This window comes from Halobacillus sp. B23F22_1 (assembly GCF_043497005.1).
Lineage (GTDB): Bacteria > Bacillota > Bacilli > Bacillales > Halobacillaceae > Halobacillus_A.
The window spans coordinates 1,172,905-1,192,058 of record NZ_JBIEKE010000002.1; the positions used below are offsets into that span (position 1 = coordinate 1,172,905).

The following is a 19,154-nucleotide window of genomic DNA, read 5'->3' on the forward strand; positions in this document are numbered from 1 at the left end:
AAAATCAATTATTATTTAATAGTGAGTTGTTCTTGGGAGGATAATTTAAAATCACCATAGCGTGCACGTTTTAAATACTGCCCTGAACCTAATGTGCCAACAAACTTTTTATCACGAACAACAAACTCCCCGCGGGATAATACGCTTATTGGCTGGCCTGTCACTTCCATCCCTTCAAATGGATTGTAATCTGCTGCCATATGGCTTGTCTCCACCGAAATCGTACGTTCTACTTTCGGATCAAATATAACGATATCAGCATCTGCTCCGACAGAAATAGTGCCTTTCTGAGGGAATAAACCAAATGTTTTCGCCACTCGCGTAGAAGTAATATCAACGAATTGATTTAACGTGATTCTTCCTTTTTTCACCCCTTCTGAGAAAAGGATGCTCACACGGTCTTCTATAATAGGTCCGCCATTAGGGATTTTCGTAAAGTCTCCTTTGCCTAAATCCTTTTGCCCGTTAAAATCAAACGAACATTGGTCAGATCCTAACGTTTGAAGTTCACCATTTTTCAATGCATTCCATAACACTTCCTGGTTATGCTTTTCTCGCAATGGAGGGGACCAAACGTATTTGGCTCCTTCAAAGTTCGGCTTCTCCAGATAACTTTGATCAAGCACTAAATATTGAGGACATGTTTCCCCCCATACCTCATACCCCTTCTTACGTGCTTCAGAGATTTTTTCAACCGCTTCCTGACATGATACGTGTACGACATAAAGCTGCGAATTGGCCAGCCCCGTCAACTGAGCTGCACGCCCAGTCGCTTCCCCTTCTGCTTCAGGAGGACGTGTCAGCGCATGATAAATCGGATCCGTATTCCCTTCCTGCAGGGCTTTTTTCACTAAGTGATCAATAACGTCTCCATTCTCCGCATGCACCATGACCAGGGCCCCAAGCCTTTTCGCTTCTTCAAGCGTACGGAAAAGTGTTTCATCATCCGCCTGGAAGACATTTTTATAAGCCATAAAAACTTTAAACGATGTAATTCCTTCATCTTCAATGACGCTCGGTAATTGATCAATAACTGCATCATTGATTTCACCAATCATCAAATGGAAACTGTAGTCGATAACTGATTTTTCTCTCGACTTCGCATGCCATTGATCAATTGAGTTTTGAAGGGGTTCCCCTTTGTTCGTTAAGCAGAAATCGATGACTGTTGTCGTTCCGCCAAATGCTGCCGCTATCGTCCCTGTTTCAAAGTCATCTTTACTGACTGTACCGCCAAAAGGCATTTCTAAATGCGTGTGCGGATCTACTCCTCCTGGAAAAACGTAGTGACCTTCTGCATCAATGACTTCTGCACCGGGATCGGATAAATCTTGTCCAATTAACACAATCTTTTCATTTTCAACTAAAATGTCTGCTTTAAACGTATCGGATGCCGTCACAATAACTCCATTTTTAATAATTTTCTTCATCGTAGCCCTCCTTGTATATGTTGAAACTAAATTACTTTACTAATTTCACGTCACATGATGCAGTGGCACCAATAGCCGCCTGTCTTTCGTTCCACGTCATCGGCGGTTCGCCGTTATCGTAGTCGATCATATCAATGGCTCCATCGACTGGACAGACGATGGAACATAAATTACATCCCACACAATCTTCTTCGCGTACACGCAGGATGTCGTTTCCATTTTCATCTTTCAGCATATCAATGCATTGGTGAGACGTATCTTCACAGGCAATGTGGCACTTATTACAGTTAATGCATACGTCATTGTTGATTTTCGCAACGATCTGATGGTTTAGATCTAAATTGCCCCAGTCAGAGTATCGTTCAACCGATTTTCCAACAAGGTCCATGACAGAGCCAATGCCTTTCTCATCTAAATAATTATTTAATCCATCTTTCATATCCTCTACAATGTTAAATCCATGGTGCATCGCAGCCGTACATACTTGTACACCCGTAGCTCCCATAAGCATAAATTCAACGGCTTCACGCCAGCTTGACACACCGCCCATTCCTGAGATCGGCACGTTGATATTTGGATGACGGGCACACTCCGCGACCATGTTAAGGGCGATTGGTTTGACCGCTGGACCGCAGTATCCTCCATGAGCTCCTTTGCCTGCCACGTTTGGAATCGTATCCCACGTGTCAATATCCACACCCGCTAAACTGTTAATGGTATTAATCATACTTACAGCATCCGCTCCGCCGCGAACGGCAGCTTCGGCTGTGAAGGTAATATCTGTTATGTTTGGCGTAAGCTTAACAATAACCGGCGTTTCGGCCGCTTCTTTTGCCCACATCGTTTGTTTCTCAACAAGTTCTGGTACCTGTCCGGAAGCGGCACCCATCCCGCGTTCTGCCATCCCGTGAGGACATCCAAAGTTAAGCTCTAATCCATCCACTCCAACCTCTTCTACCCGCTTCACAATCTCATGCCATTTCTCCTGGGTTGGCTCAACCATTAAAGATGCGATAATCGCATGGTTTGGAAAACGTTTCTTCGTTTCATAGATTTCTTTTAAGTTGACCTCAAGCGGACGGTCGGTTATTAATTCAATATTGTTAAAGCCAGCCATGTTCTGTCCGTTAAAACTTACCCCGGCAAAACGAGAAGATACGTTTAAAATGGGGTCTCCTAATGTCTTCCAAACAGCTCCCCCCCAGCCCGCTTCAAACGCACGCTGTACTTGATATCCTGAGTTCGTTGGAGGAGCAGAAGCTAACCAAAAGGGATTGGGAGATTCTATTCCTGCAAGATTTAGTCTCAAATCTGCCATTCTATTACGCCTCCTTAAATATGAATCGTTCTGATCTTACGCTGTGGCCGTTGGAGCTGGAGATAACTGTTTGTGGATCGCAAGCGCTGCTTCTTTTCCTTGCTGGGCTGCTGTTACCACCATCGCATCTCCTTTTCCTTTTCCAAAAATGACGTCGCCTGCTGCGAATACTTTAGGATTCGACGTTTGTCTCGATTCAGGATCCACTTTTACTACTCCACCTTCGTGTTCAAGTCCAAAGCGTTCAATTAAATCTAAGTGTCGCGTCTGACCAATCGCTTTAATCACCGCGTCAACTTTGATCGTAAACTCGGAATCTTCAACAGGGACCGGTCGTCTTCTTCCATCTGCACTCGGTTCGCCCAGTTCCATTTGTATGCACGTAAGCTCTTGAACCTTGCCGTTCTCATCCCCTTTAATGCTGATCGGCTGGGTCAGCCAATTAAACTCCACACCGTCCTGCTTAGCAAATTCATATTCGAAATCATAGGCCGTCATTTCATTTGCTGTACGTCTGTACACAATTTTCACGTTTTCAGCACCTTTACGAACTGAACAAGTTGCGGCATCAATGGCTGTATTTCCTGCCCCGACGACGACGACTTTTTTACCCATTAATTCTTCAGTGATTTCTCCTGATTTTGTACTCTTGACGAAATCAATCGCATCGTGAACGCCGTCGAGTTCTTCTCCTTCAATCCCAAGCATTGGAACGCTTCCCATTCCTATCGCCAGAACAATCGAATCGTATTGCTCCATTAACTCCTCGTAACTGACGTCTTGTCCTACCTTCGTATTGGTTCTAATTTCAACATCCATCTTTTCAACTTGCTCGACTTCCCAATACGATATTTTTTGTGGCAGCCGGAAAGAAACAATGCCGTATGTATCTAATCCGCCAGCCTGCTCTTCCGCTTCAAAGATCGTAACCGTGTATCCAAAACGAGCGAGTTCACGTGCAGCCGACAATCCTGCCGGGCCACCACCCACAACCGCAACCTTCTTGCCATTCTTTTCACCCGGCTTAAATAGCAGCTGCTCATTTTGAATGGCCCAATCCGTGGCGAAGCGCTGTAAATCTCCAATAACGATCGGTTTGGTCGAATGATTTAACACGCACGCCCCTTCGCACAACTCTTCCGTTGGACAAACACGAGCACACGTCGCACCGACAGGGTTTGAGGACATAATGGTCGTGGCTGATCCTTTTAAATTGCCTGAGGCAATTTTTTTAATAAACTTAGGTATGTCAATATCAGTCGGACATGCTTTGATACAAGGTGCATCATAGCAATACAAACATCGATTCGCTTCTTCTGTGGCTTCAGCATTTGTTAAACCCTGATGAACCTCTTCAAAGTTAAGATTTAAATCCTCTAATGAAATTCCTTTGCTTTTTAACTGACTCAATGCGCTTACCCTCCTTGTATAGATCCGATCTATGCAGGTGCTTCTCGTTGCATTTCCCATCAGTTCACTAATAAAAAAGGGCTACATAGAGAAAATTATTATATTTTCCTTTTGCTCTATGTAAACCCTTTACGTTGTGTGTTTTTATTGATTAAGGCAGCAGTTCAACCATATTTTCATAGGTTTCAGGTCGGCGGTCGCGATAAAACTGCCACGTATCCCGAACTTCTCTTATAAATTTCTTATCCATCTCTCCAATAATTACTTCATCTTGATCACGGCTGGCAGTGGCCACAAACCCGCCTCGCGGATCCACTAAATAGGACTGTCCGTAAAACTCTCCCATATTCCAAGGCTTTTCATAACCCACCCGGTTAATCGCCCCTAAGTAATAACCATTAGCTACCGCATGGGCTGGCTGCTCAAGCTTCCATAAATACTCTGAGAGACCAGCTACTGTGGCTGAAGGATTGAAGACAACCTCTGCACCATTTAAACCAAGTAATCTTGCCCCTTCTGGAAAGTGACGATCGTAACAGATATAAACGCCTACCTTGGCAAAAGCTGTATCAAATACAGGGTAGCCTAAGTTGCCAGGTTTAAAGTAATACTTCTCCCAAAACCCATATCCTTCGTCTCCCACTTTTACTTGAGGGATATGGTGTTTTCTATATTTTCCTAAGTATGAACCGTCAGCGTCAATAACGGCAGCCGTATTGTAATAGGTCGCAATACCTTCCTTTTCATAGATAGGCAATACAATCACTACACCTAACTCTTTAGCTAAATCCTGGAATTGTGTAGTCGTTGGACCATTTGGGATTTCCTCAGCCGCATCATACCATTTTGAGTTTTGTTCTGAACAAAAGTATGGTCCATAAAAAATCTCCTGTAAGCAAATGATCTGAGCACCTTTATCCGCTGCCTCTTTTACGAGCTTCACGTGCTTTTCTATCGCATGCTTTTTGTGAACATCAACCGGTTCGTTACCATCTACATCGTGGGAAGCTTGTATTAATCCAATCTGTACTTTATCTGACACTTGAATTCCTCCTTATGTAAGAGTTTTTAATTAGAAGGTGTAAAACCAGAGTGATTGTGGAAGAAATCCGCCCCTTTTATAATTTATTGAATTTTTTCTATTTACTGAAAATTTTGTAACTTAATTAATACTTTACACTATTTTTACATTTTTTCCACTATACACTTTGTTAAATTCCATAGTAGAAATTTTGCCATTTTGTAAAAAATTGTTCTTTAAAATAGATGGATTTTTGAGGTGTGTGAGATAATCTCACAGAGATTTTTGAAATGAGAAAAGGGGGTTTTAAAAGATCGGGACTCCTCGGAAAGGAGTCCGCCTTTTAACTGTGTTCTTTAAAACCAGCGCTGCGTAAGCATTTTCTTCTTCGTATAGAAGTTCACGCCATCTTTGCCATTGGCATGTAAATCTCCATAAAATGATTTCTTCGCTCCGGAAAACGGGAAGAAAGCCATAGGAGCGGGCACGTTTACGTTAACACCAAGCATGCCTGCATCCATTTCTTCCCTAAACTGTCTAACCGCCTGCCCGCTTGAAGTATAAATAACGGCTCCATTCGCAAATTCTGATTTATTTGCTACTTTAATTGCTTCGTCCAGCGAATCAGCGCGAACAATACTAAGTACTGGCGCGAAAATCTCGTCTTTCCATATCTTCATATCTTCTGTCACGTAGTCAAAAATCGTCGCTCCTAAGAAGTAACCCGATTCATTTTCACGCAGTTCAACTCTGCCATCTCTAACCAACTTGGCGTTGTCCTTCTCACCTTCTTCAATATAATGGACGACACGATCTCTATGAGTCTCGCGAATTAACGGTCCTAAACTCGTCGTTTCAGCCAATCCGTCACCTACGTTAAGCTCATCAGCCGCCTGCTTTATTTTTTCTACTAATTGATCACCTACATCACCAACGGCTACGACGACAGAGCATGCCATACAGCGTTCTCCTGCACTGCCAAAAGCAGCGTTGATGATGCCTTCCACTGATTTGTCCAAATGACAATCGGGCATAACAATGGAATGGTTTTTCGCTCCGGCTAATGCCTGCACGCGTTTTCCATGATTTGCAGCTGTCTTATACACGTACTCAGCCACAGGCTGAGAGCCTACAAAAGAAATCGCTTCTACATCATCGTGTTCTAGTAAGCCGTTGACGACATCATGGGCCCCGTTTACTAGATTTAACACGCCTTTTGGCAGACCTGAATCATTCATTAGCTCAACAAGATATTTAGCAAGAATCGGCGTGCGTTCAGACGGCTTTAAAACAAACGTATTCCCACACGCGATCGCTAACGGGAACATCCAAAGCGGCACCATCATTGGAAAGTTAAATGGTGTAATACCGCCTACGACACCAATGGGATAACGATACATGCCAGAATCAATACCGTCGGCAATATCAGGAAGCATTTCTCCCATCATTAAGGAAGGTGCTCCTGCAGCGAATTCGACACACTCAATTCCTCTCTGGACTTCACCCATTGCGTCTTTTTTCGTCTTCCCGTTTTCTTGAGTAATAACTTCCGCTAATTCTTCGTGGTTTTCTTTTAACTTCTGTTGATATTCGAATAACACTCGTGCACGCTTCGTTACCGGAGTTTTGCTCCAGCTTTTAAAAGCTTTCTTTGCTGATTTTACCGCTTTATCTACATCATCCTTCGATGAAATGGGAACGCGAGCGATGATTTCACCCGTTGCAGGGTTTGGTACTTCTTCCACTTGATCTCCTTCAGAAGCGACCCATTCTCCATTAATAAAATTTTGAATCAACAGTTGATTAGACTTTGAGAAAGTTGTCTCCATTTTTTCACCTCAATTGTAAGATTCTGTTTCCTATACTCATTAAGTATAATTTCAGAATATTTCAACATCAATGGACGAAATGTAAAATTAATTAGAACATTAATTGACAAAGTGACGTTGTACTCGGCAAAAACCTCTATGGTTGAATTCTTTCCTTATTGGGCAACCTTACTGTTAACTTACTTTTTCCAGGAGGATTTTGCATATGAATAATCAAAAGAAACCCATCCAGCCTAAACAACATCAAGATAGACAGCCGGGTTACGAGTACGAAATGAATCCACTGCCGGAATATGTAGACCCCAACTATAAAGGGAGCGGTAAGCTGGACGGCAAAGTTGCTGTGATTACCGGAGGCGACAGCGGAATAGGCAGAGCTGTCAGCGTCTATTTCGCCAAAGAAGGTGCAGACGTAGCCATTATTTACTTAGATGAACATAATGATGCTGAAGCAACTAAAGGATTGGTCGAAAAAGAAGGACGCACATGTATATTAATCAGCGGAAATATCGGAAATGCAGGTTTTTGCGAAGATGCTGTAGCAAAAGTAACGAGTGAGCTCGGCAGGATTGATGTGTTAGTCAATAATGCGGCTGTGCAGTTCCCACAGGAAGACTTTCTGCACATTACTAATGAACAAATGGAACAGACATTTCGGGTTAATTTTTTCTCCTACTTTTATATGACAAAAGCTGTCCTCCCTCATTTAGAGCAAGGCAGTACGATTATCAACACTTCATCTGTTACAGCATACGCTGGAAATGAACAACTGATTGACTATACAGCAACCAAGGGAGCTATCACTTCCTTTACCCGTGCTCTATCTAAATCCTTAGTTGGAAAAGGAATTCGTGTAAATGGAGTAGCGCCAGGTCCTATATGGACACCCTTAATTGTATCAAGCTTTGATGCTAAAAAAGCTTCAGAGTTCGGTTCCGATAACCCCATGGCCCGTCCAGGACAACCAAAAGAAGTTGCCCCTGCCTTTGTTTATTTAGCAAGTAATGATTCAAGCTATGTAACGGGACAGATGATCCACGTCAATGGCGGCATCATTGTAAATGGGTAAATAAAAAAGGAGAAACTGCTACCAGTCTGCAGCTTCTCCTTTTCTTATGACGAAGTCTTAACTAGTATACTATGAATATTTTCTATATATGGTAGATTGTCTTATACACATTATGAATATATTCATACACTACAGTATCCAATAGAAAAGGAGGTGACTTCTATGGGATGCTGTTGCAACAACAATGATGTAGGCGGTGCTTCAAATAACCGCAGAAAAAGACGAAATGACGTAGCAGGGGTTCGTAATTTTAACGGAAGCAGCTGTAACAACAACGACGTAGCAGGGACTTCTGATGATAACTTCCGCGTACCAGTAAAAGCTTCTATTGATGGAAGAGACTTTTGCCGTGCTGTAAACCGCTGCTTGCGCAATGACCTGGCTGACGCTGAAGATGACCGACGCCGAAAAAACAAGGGCCGTCACTGGGATCGTTGGTTTTAAATTTGAATCCTATCCTCCACCACTAGGACTCTCTCGATCTACTCGTTAAAGATCGAACACTACTTTCAAAGACGTTGGGCCGCTTCTTTCATTATTTATAATGTAGAAGTGACCACGTCTTTGTTTATTGATATAAAAAAGCGCTGTTTAAAAATTAAACCAGCGCTTTTTCTTCATCTTAATATTTACCGTTGTCTAAAGCTTTGTAACTCTCTACTTCTATTTCTTTTTCACGGATATAGATCCATAGAGGAAGAAACAGAATTATTAAAAGTGCACCTATCTCTTTAATAAAGAAAACCTCCAAGCGTCTTTACTCAACTAGTTTTCTCCACATCGTAACATAATTCGACAAATAACGCGCTGCTACTTACGAATTTTTGTATAATATAAATTTAAAAGAAATGACCCATCCTCCTCTCTGCTGGAAAACCACGCCACTGCACCCCTTCGATTGAGTGATTCCAATTGGACTAGAACTAATGACTTCATGGCAAAAAGAATTCCTATTCTTCACCAGCTACAATTCTTTCCCTTTGTAGGTTCATCCAACCTACGACTTTACATATCTACTTCGGAATAAAATCTTCCCTTATGAATATTAGTGGTTGAGGGGGTGATTTTGTGAATATGGTTCCAGTTACATCTCCTAACTTAAAAGCAGTGAGGTACGACCCACAGAGTTGTAAGCTTTATGTTCGTTTTAAGAATCAATGTATATATGAATATTCAGGAGTACCGATATACGTTTATGAAGAGCTTATAGCAGCTGATTCTAAAGGACGCTACCACCATTCATACATTAAATACTCATATCCATATAAAAGAATCGAATAACAAAAAAACCACGATTGCTTTGTAAGTAATCGTGGTTTCTGTATTTAACCCAAAAGGGCATATTAAATAAAAAAGCACTCCAGATAAGATGCTTTGTCTATCCTTGATTTCCAATGTCTTTCTTCTTCATTAACATCTGCAGAATCACCTTCTATTGATTCTTGCTCATTAATTCTCTTGAGCAAATGTTAAGTCCTGATTACTTTCTTCATTTAATGATTCCTTATCCTCAAAGTGATTTGCATCATTGATCGTGTCGTAATGGTCGCTATTGGAAAAGAATCATCCTCTGTACCACGTAGAACTTAAATGTCATACATATTACAGACATTTATATTTTCTTTGTATGTAGATGACTATCAAACCACGACGAATGTTTTTTCTTGAACCCCCTTCTTCAAACGAAACAACTGATTATCTTGTTTCATTTTAGATAAGTTAAACTTTTTAGGGTAACCCAAACAAAAAGCGTTACCGAATTTCTTCTTTCGATAACGCTTGCTTCGTTCACGTTTAGCCCCTATTATCATGTACACGGCTATCTGAGGAAGTATAGTTCAATTGAAGAGGTTGGTTAAAATAATCTTTGGCCGTTTGTAAACAACGACGGGCAAACTCTTCATATCCTAATTCTTGCACACGCTTAGCATGTGGCATTTCAATAGAATAAGGTATTTCCGGAATACGGTCTACTATACTCTTTACATCAATTCCCCCTTCTCCTAAATACAGACGTTCTTCCCGAAGGATTCTCGTCATTTCTTCTTTAGAGTTAAGAGGTTTGGTCGACGCGTCACATAAATGAAGATATCGAAACCAATCCCGCGGGACAGCATCTAAATCTTCTACTTTATCTCCTGAGCGATAAAAATGATTGATATCGATCATTAGGCCGGCATTTTCTTGGTTTGCCTGCTTAAGAACGTCTATCGCCCCAGAAAGATTATACACACTTGCGATAGGAACAAATTCTAATTCCACTGTCAGTCCAAATGGTTTCGCTAACTCACATATTTCAGCAAATTGCTCGATCGCATAGTTACGATCATCCGTCCAGATACTACTAAGGATATGACTTCCGCCCAGCTCGGCAGCTACCTCCATGGCAGGTACATAACTTTTGGGGTCGACTCCGTCATATACGCGGGCCAATTCAATATCTAGTAATTCAAGCCCGGTATCTAAAAGAGCTGATTTGGTTTCCCGGAACATTTGTTTATTAGTGGCTAATTCATAATTAGGTTCGTCAGGAAGCCCCATATAAATTGGACGCAAGCTTACGTAATCATAGCCCGCCCGAGAAGCTATATACGTCAGCTTGGGGGGGGAACAGCCGAGGGCGGTTAGATGAGCCAGGGAAAACTTCTTGGTCATTTCAATTCCTCCTTATAACTGATCCGAATTAATGACTCATGGCTAATGATCTTTCACTAAATCTAAAAGCTGCCGGGCTCTCACTTGTTCGTCTTCGGTTGTTTCTTTAATTTGACTCACTTGCTCTTTTAAGTGTTCATCTGACTCCTGCTCCATAGCCAGCCTGATTAATCTTCTTCGTTCTGTTTCGAATAAGTTCTCTTGTTGAATAGCAAAAATGTCATTAAGTGCATCGTATCCGAACGAACTAAACATTTCATTAAGGTGAGCTAGACGCATGGCCGACTCCTCCTTTCTTCTCTAATTGACACTCGCGTGATGAACTTTTTTATCAGGGGAATAAATATCCATAATGTTCCAATGTCCATCCGTAGGAACAGGGTTATTAATCATCGGTGCATCTATAACAAAAGGTTTATTGGCTTTAATCGCTTGCTGTAAAGCCGGTTTAAATTCATCCGCTGACTGAATTTTCACACCATCGACTCCGTATGCTTTTGCAATGCTCGCATAGTCAGGGCTGTACGATTCTCCATTTCTTTCAAACACCGTTCCGTGTGTGGTATCGAAATGAGCTTTTTCAAGTCCGGCGATTGTTCCGTAAGCGGAGTTATTCATAACCACCCATATAACAGGGATATTTTCTTCAACAGCGGTGGCTAATAAGGCTGGATTCTGGCCAAATCCTCCATCTCCGACAAGGGAGACCACAACTTTCTCTGGAGAGGCAATTTTAGCTCCCATGGCAGCCGGGGCACCGAAGCCCATAGTGGCATAACCACCCGGGGTGAAAATGGTTCCCGCTTCGTAGACGGGGAATTGCTGACCGACTCCATTTTTGTTCCAGCCTACATCTGTTGTAATGTACCCATCTCTTGGGAGTACCTCACGTACATCGGCTAAAATTCGTTGAGGCATCATAGGAAAGCTGTTATCTTCTTTTAGCTCTCGATTGCTTTCATTAAAGGCTAGTCTATTATTCGCAATTTCCTGCCTGATTTGCTCATTATTTAACCCTTCAGGAATCATTTCTTTGGCGACGCGATTTAAGACAGTAAGCGCTTGCTTTAAATCCGCTACGACTCCTAATTCAACTGGATAGTTCCTGCCTATTTCATTCGGGTCGATATCGATTTGAATTAGTTTAGTATCCGGAATGTTAAAGGTATATTCTGACTCCCATGAACTGCTGTCCGCTTCTGCAAACCGGGTGCCCATGGCGAATATATAGTCGGCTTCTTTACATTTATCATTAATAAACTTAGTTCCCCAGAATCCAGTCATGCCAAGAGTTATATCGATCTCATCAGAGACCGCACCTTTGCCCATTAAGGAATGAGCGACAGGTATATCCAGATGATTGACTAGTTCTCTTAACTCTTCAGCTGCATCAGCCAGCATGATGCCTCCTCCCACGTAAAACAGCGGGTTTTCTGCATCAATAAGGGTCTGGATAATTTCTTTTGCCTTTTCATCATCAATGGAAGGCTTGGAGATTGATTTGGTGTGATGCTTGTTTTTTTCAAATAAGGCTTCATCAATCTTCTTAGAGAAGATATCCATCGGAACGGACACTAGGACTGGGCCGGGGTTGCCGGTTTCCGCAAGTTGAAAGGCTTTTTCAATAATTTCTGGAAAAAGATCCGGACGGTCTACCCGCCAGGATCGTTTGACGAATGGGCGATAGATTTCATACTGTGAAGCATCGGCATGTAAATTTACTTCCTGGTGTGGATGTTTACCGTAGTAATGACTCGGTACATCACCTGCAATCACCACCATCGGAATCGAATCTAATGCTGCATTCGCTACTCCTGTCGCGGCATTGGTTAATCCTGGCCCTAAGTGACTCAGGACTACAGATGTCTGTTTTTTTGCTCTTGCGTAACCATCGGCCATGTGTGCTGCGATCTGTTCGTGTCTGACATTAACGAAATTCACTGAACTTTTCTCAAGTTCGGACAGTACAGCAATATTGGTATGGCCGCATAATCCAAAGACGTGCTCGACTCCTCGATCTTCAAGGTAATTAACCAGCAAATTCGAAACTAACTTCTCCATGTGTCACCCTCCTGAAAATTTAGGATTACTTTTCCGTGTTCACCTGACGCCGCATGTTGATAGGCCTTTTTATATTCCTTCAAAGGAAGTATTTCTGAAATCACAGGTTGTACACTAAACTCACCTTCCTGTAAGTATTCAATACTTGTTAAAAAATCTTCCGGAAAATTATAAATGATCGATCCAAACAGCGTTAATTCTTTACGTACCATTCGAATCACTGGTATTTCAGCTTTCGATGTCATACCCACTACTACCATGGACCCTCCTGGCTTTAAGATATCGACACCTTGCTCAAACGATTGTTTTGCACCTGCAGCTTCGATCACCACATCAAATGTTCCATGGTTTACTTCTTCCGGATAACAGGTCGTTATCCCATTGTAATGATGTTTGGCTTTCTTTAATTTCTCTCCATTAATATCCACGGCGGTTATATCGGCGCCTAAATAATGAGCAAGAGCGATGGCCAGCATCCCTTCGGCTCCGCACCCGATAATGGCAAGTGTAGTGTCTTGAGTGATCGTCACTTTTTTAAATCCGTGAACAATGACGGCAAGGGGTTCGATTAACACTGCATTTTCATTGGATAAGTCTTCCGGAATCGGTAAGATGTATTTAGAGGAAATGACAAACTCCTGCACAAACCCTCCGTTCTTATTAACCCCTAAAGATTTCTTTTCAGGACAAATATTGGTCCGACCCTCCTTGCAGTAGTCACACTCTCCGCAAAATGAATTCGGCTGTATAACGACCCGCTGTCCAATTTCTTCTTTGACATGCTGCCCCTTCTGCACAATTTCACCGACTAATTCATGCCCCGGTAAAACAGGATAGCTGGCATGTTCGATCATTCCTTTGAAAACATTGACGTCTGATCCGCAAATTCCTCCGTAAATTAACTTGATTTTTACTTCATCATTTTGAAGCGTTGGTATAGACTCGAATTCTTTTAATTCTAGATCACTAGGATTTTTTAAATATAATCCCATCATGTTTATCACCCCAATCCTTTTCTGCTGATCCCTTGTATGTCAGATTCTTATTTAGGCAGTTTAAGTACGATCAATTTGGGTTCGGTCATTTCTTGGATGGCATAACGAGGACCCTCTCTTCCAATCCCGCTTTGTTTTACTCCTCCGTATGGCCAATGATCTAATCGAAAATTCGAAGTGCCGTTGATGACCACACCTCCTGCTTCCAGTTCATCAGCTACTTGATAAGCCAGGTCGATTTGGTTGGTGAATATTCCTGTTTGTAATCCAAACGAGGAGTCATTGGCTTCTGCCACAGCTTCTTCTAAGTTGTCGTATGAAATGACACTGACGACGGGACCGAAAACCTCCTGACAAACGACTTTGCTTTGCTTAGGTGGGTTAATCAGAACAGTAGGTTCAACAGAAGCTCCTTTTTTCTCTCCTCCGGTTACTACTTCAGCTCCTAAACGAACGGCTTCGTTAACCCATTCCATCACTCGGTTCGCGGAGTTTTCATCAACAAGCGTGCCAACATCCGTATCCGGAAGTAACGGATCACCCGTTTTCAGTTTTGAAACCTCTTGTTTTAAAAGAGAAACAAAATCGTCGACGATTGACCTGTGAACATAAATTCGTTGAACAGATATGCAGCTTTGACCTGAGTTACTGTATCCTGTTTTTGCACATTGAGTGGCTGCATCGGTGATGTTCGCATCTTTATGAACGATCGTTGCTGCATTACCGCCTAATTCCAATAGAACTTTCTTTATCCCGGCTGTTTCACAGATATTTTTACTAGCGACCGTTCCTCCCGTAAACGAAATAACATTCACTCGATCATCCCGTACGATTTGCTGACCGGTTTCAACACCGCCAAGCACCATATGAATGGCTTGTTTAGGAAAGCCAGCTTCTAATAATAGTTTGATAAATTCTGTTGCCACCAAAGTAGTTTGTGGGGCAGGCTTTAAGATGGTGACGTTCCCTCCTGCAAAGGCGGGGCCCACTTTGTGACAAACTAGATTTAACGGTGCGTTAAATGGCGTAATTGCGGCTACTACACCAGCAGGTACGCGGTGAGTGGATGCCACAGTGTTTACTCCTCTTTCTGAAGCATCTCCTGGCAAAGTTTCTCCATGAAGCCGTTTCGCTTCTTCTGCAGATAATTCCATTGTTTCAATAGATCGATCTACTTCACCTAAAGTGTTCTTCAAAGGCTTGCCTAATTCACTGGAAATAATCTCAGCAAATTTTTGTTTATTTTCTTCTAATAATTCCGATGCCTTTTTCAAAATTTGAGCTCTCTTAAACGTAGGAATGTTTCTGATTTCCTTTTTACTTGTATAAGCTTGGTTGAGTGCCTGCTCTACATCTTCTGCTGTGGCTAGATATTGTTCTCCAATGACTTCTTGAGTAAAAGGGCTTCTTATCTCAAGTTTTTCTCTGTCGGCTGAGATCCATTCTCCTCCGATAAAGGGTTGTGATTTTTGCATTACTATCACCTCTTTAAATTTTATTAGATCGATCTAATAAAAGCTTAAAAAAAGAGAGTATTCACTGAAACCGCCAAAATTAGATCGATCTAATGTAACCGTTATCATCATCCTACGATAAACATTTTAAAAAATCAACACCTAAATTTCGGTGATTCTTTATTAAGATAGAATAGATGCGTAGCGAGAAGGTTAATAGTTTAATTGAAGATCATACTATAAGAGCCAGTCCACCAATCACAAGGGAATCTTGACTTACATAGAATCATTTAGGGAGTTAAACCATTAGGAGGCATAGTCAGGTGGAAAAAAGTTTTAACGACAGCTACCAGGAGCTCATCGAAATGAATAAGAAGCACACAGAGGCAATCAAAGAACATAACCAGAAGTTAATTGGAAGGGTCGAAAAAAATTCGCGCGAAGCCAAAGAAATATTAAAAAAGTTCAGGCCTGAGACCTGAACTTATGGTTTAGCATATACATTCCGCTGTTTCTTATATTCTTCTAATTCTTTTATATAGTCTCTGTTCCGTGAACGATTGACATTGTTAATCAATTTATAATTGTCTTCCGCAAGTTGATGTGTAGATCGAGATAGTTCTTCAAGTTGTTTTTCATCTAAGGGAGATAAGTTAATCGTATTTAAATGCTTAAGATTATGAACGCTTAACTCATTGCTGCTTACAACGCGAGCTGCTTTGCTCGTAGTAGAACGGATGAGTTTAATGCTTCCCAGGGACTGGTCAGTGATCTTAGCATTTCTTACATATTTAGCTCTCTTTATCATTATCATCCTCTCCGTTACCAGCTAAATCGTTGAGCATCCCGATCAAAACGATGAAGTTACTCATTAACGTAACGACGGTTCTTATATTCATCTTACCAAGTTCCGAATAAGGGTTCAACTTGTCGTTGTCTCTCTCGTTCAAAGGAAGTGTCACGACGTATTTCTCGGTCGATGTAGGTTCCAGGTACCACGTTATATGCCTCTCCCGTTCAACTACATATTCTTTTGGTTTCTTATTTAGTACGTTCGTTAAATGGTGATCCGTATTTAATGGCACCCTTTTCTCAAAAATATAATCGACGGCATCTTTTTCCTGCAAAGATAGATGATCTTCCTCTACTTTATATATGGCAAAATCCACCCCAAAATGCAGGTCCTTATAATCTAATCTTCCCTGAGCTAAGAAATCAAATATTCTTAAAGTATTCAAAGAAATTTTGCTTCGGTATTCATGCATTTCCATGGATTCCGTAGTGATAACAAGAGACTTTGAGAGTTCTTCAATTTCTTCATCTTTTTCTTTAAGAGTGTTGATAAAAAATTCCCGCTCCACGATGTCATTGTCTCCCACAACTGCATTAAAGTCATCCAACAACTCTTTAAACGAGAATAACTGATCATAAAAGTAATCATAGTGACGAATAAAATCCTCTTCTCTATATTTACGGTAAGCATCTAAGTTAAAATTCTCATCCGACGCATTGGTGGAAAGGAGTATTGCTTTCCGGTCATAATACCAAACCAGAATGAGTACAAATAAAATCCAGCTCAATAATTTATATTCTAAAGATAAGCTGTCAAAACCAACGGTACCCCAGATTAAAGCAATTCCTCCAAAACCGCTAGTGATAAGCGGCCACAAGTTATTGTGAAAATCCATCAGCAAGGACCCAATCACTTTTATGTGCTGGGGAAAGGAATAGGTCCCTTTTGAAGTGGTTCGAGCTGTTCGGAGCTTCTCATAAAAATCATCATAGCTTTTTGATAAATCTTCCAATTGGGCTTCAATATCTCGTTTGTTTTGCTTTGCAGACATGGAACCCCCTCGTTTCTTTGCAGATTAGTGACAATGGTAAAAAGAATATCCACTATAAATTTACTTAAAATTCCATTAAGTCATAACCATGAACTCTTAAAGCGAACACTTAAGAAAAACTATGCATGGGAATTGTACAAATACCATCAAATATAATATAATCGTTGCAATCTTTATAATTTTATGAACGGCAGAAAAGGTGATGTGCATGGTAAAACTGGAGCAGGAGATCCCTCTGCGTGAGAAAAGTATTGTATTTATTGGATTCATGGGAGTAGGGAAAACCACGGTCGGGAAATTGGTGGCCCAGAAGCTTCACAGGAGCTTTATCGATATAGATAAAGAAATTGAAGAAAAGCATCAAAAACCGATTTCGGAAATTTTTAAAGCCATTGGGGAAAAGGCCTTTCGTGAAGAAGAGAAAAATATGGTTATGACTACTTGTCAGCAAAAGCTGAAAGTCATTTCTCTTGGAGGAGGAGCTTTTCTGCAAGAGGAAATACGTAATGTGTGTCTTTCGAATTGTATTGTTTTCTATTTAGATATTTCCTGGGATTCCTGGAAAGAGAGACTCAGTATTTTAGTAGACAGCCGGCCCGTGCTGCAGGGAAAAACAGTGGAGGAAATCGAAGCGTTGTTTTATGAAAGAAAAAACACGTATTCTGATCATAATTCTATACTCGTTACCGATGCCTTTAATGAGGAAGAGGCGGCTGATTATATTACAGATTCCTTAAAAATGGCATGGAGTCTCTATGACTGAATTCAATAGAGGTTTTTTGAGCATAAGTAAAGCAATAATGACAAAAACTACTGCAACAGTGGAGCAGCTCTAGTGCTGCCAGAAAGCTTAAGGGCACCAGGTACCTAAAAGCTGTCAAAGAGCGAAGTGCCAGATGTGTATTTCGGTACCTGGTACCCGGCGCCCATTTAACATAAATAATCCGAACTGATTTCTATAGAATCGTTCGGATTATTTTATACTTTATTCAGTTTTGTCTCAGCCTTTTAATGTTCATTAAGTTGAGGATCTTATAACAAGGTCTGGCGGCAGGATAATGCGCTGGTTTTCTTCTTCCCCTTTGTTTTGGATACGGTGATGCAATAAATCTGCAGCTTTACTTCCGATTTCTTTAGCGTGGGAAGAAATCGTAGTCAGGGGTGGATACGATAAAGTGGCTGATGCTTCCACATTGTCAAATCCGACCACTGCTATATCTTTTCCAGGTTCATACCCTGCATTGCGCAAAGCTTCTATCGCTCCAAAGGCAACCAGGTCATTGAAACAGAAGACCGCACTAGGTGGATCAGGTTCTGCCATGACTCGCTCGACCGCCTCAACACCGCCTACTCTTTCAGCGGAGCTCTCTACGATCAGGGACTCAATCACATCTATCCCCGATTCCTCGTGTGCCTGCTCAAATCCTTTTTTCCGATTTTTCCAGGCTGAAGATTCGGAGTTCCCTCCCACAAACGCAATACGCTTATGTCCTTTATCAATAAGGTGCCGGGCAGCCATTTTAGCCCCTTCAAGATAATTGATTCCTACATAGTCACAAGGTAGTCCTTCTATTTCTCTAACAGCTGTCACGATAGATAAATTCCAGTTTTTCAATTTCTCCATATTGATCGCCGAACTATCAGACACCGGACATAAAATAAGCCCGCCTACCCGATGTTCCATCATGGTTGAGATAAGTTTCTTTTGCTTATCTTCTGAATCGAACGTGGTACCAAGAATAACAGTATATCCTTCTTCTTCAAGTCTACTATGGACACCCACTAGAAGTTCTGCAAAAAATGGATTAGCAATATCTGTAATAATCAACCCCACTGTAGTTGAACTCTGTCCTCTTAAGTTAGCTGCTACACGATCGTAAACATATCCTAATTCCTCCATAGAGGCTAATACTTTATCCCGAGTCGAATCTTTAATAGTTGGACTGTTACGTACAATAAGTGATGCGGTCGCTCGAGACACTCCAGCGTGTTCTGCGACCTGGCTTAAAGTCACGCGAGCCTTTTTTTTGCTCAAATTGTTCACCTCAAACAAACGAATTAGTATAAA

The 19,154-nt window shown here is 41.5% G+C and carries 18 protein-coding genes; 5 read left to right on the forward strand and 13 right to left on the reverse strand.

Annotation, left to right across the window (positions count from 1 at the left end; all coding sequences use genetic code 11):
- Positions 1-11 precede the first annotated feature (11 nt).
- The 5 genes from hydA to ACGTNH_RS13780 form a co-directional block, all read right to left on the reverse strand.
- Entirely contained in the window at positions 12-1,430 is a 1,419-nt protein-coding gene (gene hydA / locus ACGTNH_RS13760) for a dihydropyrimidinase (protein WP_394587451.1), read from the reverse strand.
- A gap of 31 nt (positions 1,431-1,461) precedes the next feature.
- The gene (preA, locus tag ACGTNH_RS13765) at positions 1,462-2,748 is read right to left on the reverse strand and encodes an NAD-dependent dihydropyrimidine dehydrogenase subunit PreA (RefSeq protein ID WP_394587452.1); all 1,287 of its coding nucleotides are present in this window, start codon (positions 2,746-2,748) and stop codon (positions 1,462-1,464) included.
- A 36-nt stretch (positions 2,749-2,784) separates the two neighbouring features.
- The gene (locus ACGTNH_RS13770; RefSeq protein WP_394587453.1) at positions 2,785-4,158 is read right to left on the reverse strand and encodes an NAD(P)-dependent oxidoreductase; all 1,374 of its coding nucleotides are present in this window, start codon (positions 4,156-4,158) and stop codon (positions 2,785-2,787) included.
- Positions 4,159-4,309: 151 nt separating this feature from the next.
- On the reverse strand, positions 4,310-5,200 hold the full coding sequence (locus tag ACGTNH_RS13775) for a nitrilase-related carbon-nitrogen hydrolase (RefSeq protein ID WP_394587454.1): 891 nt from the start codon (positions 5,198-5,200) through the stop codon (positions 4,310-4,312).
- A gap of 335 nt (positions 5,201-5,535) precedes the next feature.
- Complete coding sequence (locus ACGTNH_RS13780) at positions 5,536-7,008, reverse strand: CoA-acylating methylmalonate-semialdehyde dehydrogenase (RefSeq protein ID WP_394587455.1); 1,473 nt, start codon at positions 7,006-7,008, stop codon at positions 5,536-5,538.
- 205 nt (positions 7,009-7,213) lie between these two features.
- Between ACGTNH_RS13780 and ACGTNH_RS13785 the strand changes: the two genes are divergently transcribed.
- The 3 genes from ACGTNH_RS13785 to ACGTNH_RS13795 all read left to right on the forward strand — a co-directional run bounded on the left by ACGTNH_RS13785 (position 7,214) and on the right by ACGTNH_RS13795 (position 9,358).
- On the forward strand, positions 7,214-8,077 hold the full coding sequence (locus ACGTNH_RS13785) for an SDR family oxidoreductase (protein WP_394587456.1): 864 nt from the start codon (positions 7,214-7,216) through the stop codon (positions 8,075-8,077).
- A gap of 162 nt (positions 8,078-8,239) precedes the next feature.
- On the forward strand, positions 8,240-8,521 hold the full coding sequence (locus ACGTNH_RS13790) for a hypothetical protein (protein WP_394587457.1): 282 nt from the start codon (positions 8,240-8,242) through the stop codon (positions 8,519-8,521).
- 630 nt (positions 8,522-9,151) lie between these two features.
- Positions 9,152-9,358, forward strand: a complete 207-nt coding sequence (locus ACGTNH_RS13795) for a KTSC domain-containing protein (protein ID WP_394587709.1) — start codon at positions 9,152-9,154, stop codon at positions 9,356-9,358.
- A gap of 513 nt (positions 9,359-9,871) precedes the next feature.
- On the opposite strand, the gene ACGTNH_RS13800 is transcribed toward ACGTNH_RS13795, so the two are convergent.
- From ACGTNH_RS13800 to ACGTNH_RS13820, 5 genes are read right to left on the reverse strand one after another with little or no spacing between them, the layout of a single operon-like run.
- Positions 9,872-10,732 (reverse strand): sugar phosphate isomerase/epimerase family protein, encoded by an 861-nt coding sequence (locus ACGTNH_RS13800; protein ID WP_394587458.1) that lies wholly within the window; start codon positions 10,730-10,732, stop codon positions 9,872-9,874.
- A gap of 42 nt (positions 10,733-10,774) precedes the next feature.
- The gene (locus ACGTNH_RS13805) at positions 10,775-11,011 is read right to left on the reverse strand and encodes a hypothetical protein (protein WP_394587459.1); all 237 of its coding nucleotides are present in this window, start codon (positions 11,009-11,011) and stop codon (positions 10,775-10,777) included.
- 21 nt (positions 11,012-11,032) lie between these two features.
- Positions 11,033-12,793, reverse strand: coding sequence for a thiamine pyrophosphate-binding protein (locus tag ACGTNH_RS13810; protein WP_394587460.1), 1,761 nt, complete (start codon positions 12,791-12,793; stop codon positions 11,033-11,035).
- Positions 12,781-13,788 (reverse strand): zinc-dependent alcohol dehydrogenase, encoded by a 1,008-nt coding sequence (locus tag ACGTNH_RS13815; RefSeq protein ID WP_394587461.1) that lies wholly within the window; start codon positions 13,786-13,788, stop codon positions 12,781-12,783. Before ACGTNH_RS13815 ends, ACGTNH_RS13810 begins: the two co-directional genes overlap by 13 nt.
- A gap of 47 nt (positions 13,789-13,835) precedes the next feature.
- Positions 13,836-15,263, reverse strand: coding sequence for an aldehyde dehydrogenase family protein (locus ACGTNH_RS13820; protein WP_394587462.1), 1,428 nt, complete (start codon positions 15,261-15,263; stop codon positions 13,836-13,838).
- A gap of 302 nt (positions 15,264-15,565) precedes the next feature.
- On the opposite strand from ACGTNH_RS13820, the gene ACGTNH_RS13825 reads away from it, so the two are divergent.
- Positions 15,566-15,724, forward strand: a complete 159-nt coding sequence (locus ACGTNH_RS13825) for a hypothetical protein (RefSeq protein WP_394587463.1) — start codon at positions 15,566-15,568, stop codon at positions 15,722-15,724.
- 2 nt (positions 15,725-15,726) lie between these two features.
- On the opposite strand, the gene ACGTNH_RS13830 is transcribed toward ACGTNH_RS13825, so the two are convergent.
- Positions 15,727-16,050 (reverse strand): hypothetical protein, encoded by a 324-nt coding sequence (locus ACGTNH_RS13830; protein WP_101842635.1) that lies wholly within the window; start codon positions 16,048-16,050, stop codon positions 15,727-15,729.
- Positions 16,034-17,086, reverse strand: a complete 1,053-nt coding sequence (locus ACGTNH_RS13835; protein ID WP_394587464.1) for a hypothetical protein — start codon at positions 17,084-17,086, stop codon at positions 16,034-16,036. Before ACGTNH_RS13835 ends, ACGTNH_RS13830 begins: the two co-directional genes overlap by 17 nt.
- A 208-nt stretch (positions 17,087-17,294) precedes the next feature.
- Between ACGTNH_RS13835 and ACGTNH_RS13840 the strand changes: the two genes are divergently transcribed.
- Positions 17,295-17,849 carry a shikimate kinase gene (locus ACGTNH_RS13840; protein ID WP_394587465.1) on the forward strand — a complete coding sequence of 185 codons (555 nt, stop codon included), beginning with the start codon at positions 17,295-17,297 and terminating at the stop codon, positions 17,847-17,849.
- Positions 17,850-18,104: 255 nt separating this feature from the next.
- On the opposite strand, the gene ACGTNH_RS13845 is transcribed toward ACGTNH_RS13840, so the two are convergent.
- Positions 18,105-19,121, reverse strand: a complete 1,017-nt coding sequence (locus ACGTNH_RS13845) for a LacI family DNA-binding transcriptional regulator (RefSeq protein WP_394587466.1) — start codon at positions 19,119-19,121, stop codon at positions 18,105-18,107.
- Positions 19,122-19,154 lie beyond the last annotated feature (33 nt).

Bases quoted from the DNA above. Each gene is read 5' to 3' on its own strand.
- ACGTNH_RS13820 (WP_394587462.1), bottom strand. From the start codon at position 15,263: ATGCAAAAATCACAACCCTTTATCGGAGGAGAATGGATCTCAGCCGAC.
- ACGTNH_RS13785 (WP_394587456.1), top strand. From the start codon at position 7,214: ATGAATAATCAAAAGAAACCCATCCAGCCTAAACAACATCAAGATAGA.
- hydA (WP_394587451.1), bottom strand. From the start codon at position 1,430: ATGAAGAAAATTATTAAAAATGGAGTTATTGTGACGGCATCCGATACG.
- ACGTNH_RS13795 (WP_394587709.1), top strand. From the start codon at position 9,152: ATGGTTCCAGTTACATCTCCTAACTTAAAAGCAGTGAGGTACGACCCA.
- ACGTNH_RS13805 (WP_394587459.1), bottom strand. From the start codon at position 11,011: ATGCGTCTAGCTCACCTTAATGAAATGTTTAGTTCGTTCGGATACGAT.
- ACGTNH_RS13810 (WP_394587460.1), bottom strand. From the start codon at position 12,793: ATGGAGAAGTTAGTTTCGAATTTGCTGGTTAATTACCTTGAAGATCGA.
- ACGTNH_RS13830 (WP_101842635.1), bottom strand. From the start codon at position 16,050: ATGATAAAGAGAGCTAAATATGTAAGAAATGCTAAGATCACTGACCAG.
- ACGTNH_RS13780 (WP_394587455.1), bottom strand. From the start codon at position 7,008: ATGGAGACAACTTTCTCAAAGTCTAATCAACTGTTGATTCAAAATTTT.
- ACGTNH_RS13790 (WP_394587457.1), top strand. From the start codon at position 8,240: ATGGGATGCTGTTGCAACAACAATGATGTAGGCGGTGCTTCAAATAAC.
- ACGTNH_RS13800 (WP_394587458.1), bottom strand. From the start codon at position 10,732: ATGACCAAGAAGTTTTCCCTGGCTCATCTAACCGCCCTCGGCTGTTCC.
- ACGTNH_RS13835 (WP_394587464.1), bottom strand. From the start codon at position 17,086: ATGTCTGCAAAGCAAAACAAACGAGATATTGAAGCCCAATTGGAAGAT.
- ACGTNH_RS13815 (WP_394587461.1), bottom strand. From the start codon at position 13,788: ATGATGGGATTATATTTAAAAAATCCTAGTGATCTAGAATTAAAAGAA.
- ACGTNH_RS13840 (WP_394587465.1), top strand. From the start codon at position 17,295: ATGGTAAAACTGGAGCAGGAGATCCCTCTGCGTGAGAAAAGTATTGTA.
- preA (WP_394587452.1), bottom strand. From the start codon at position 2,748: ATGGCAGATTTGAGACTAAATCTTGCAGGAATAGAATCTCCCAATCCC.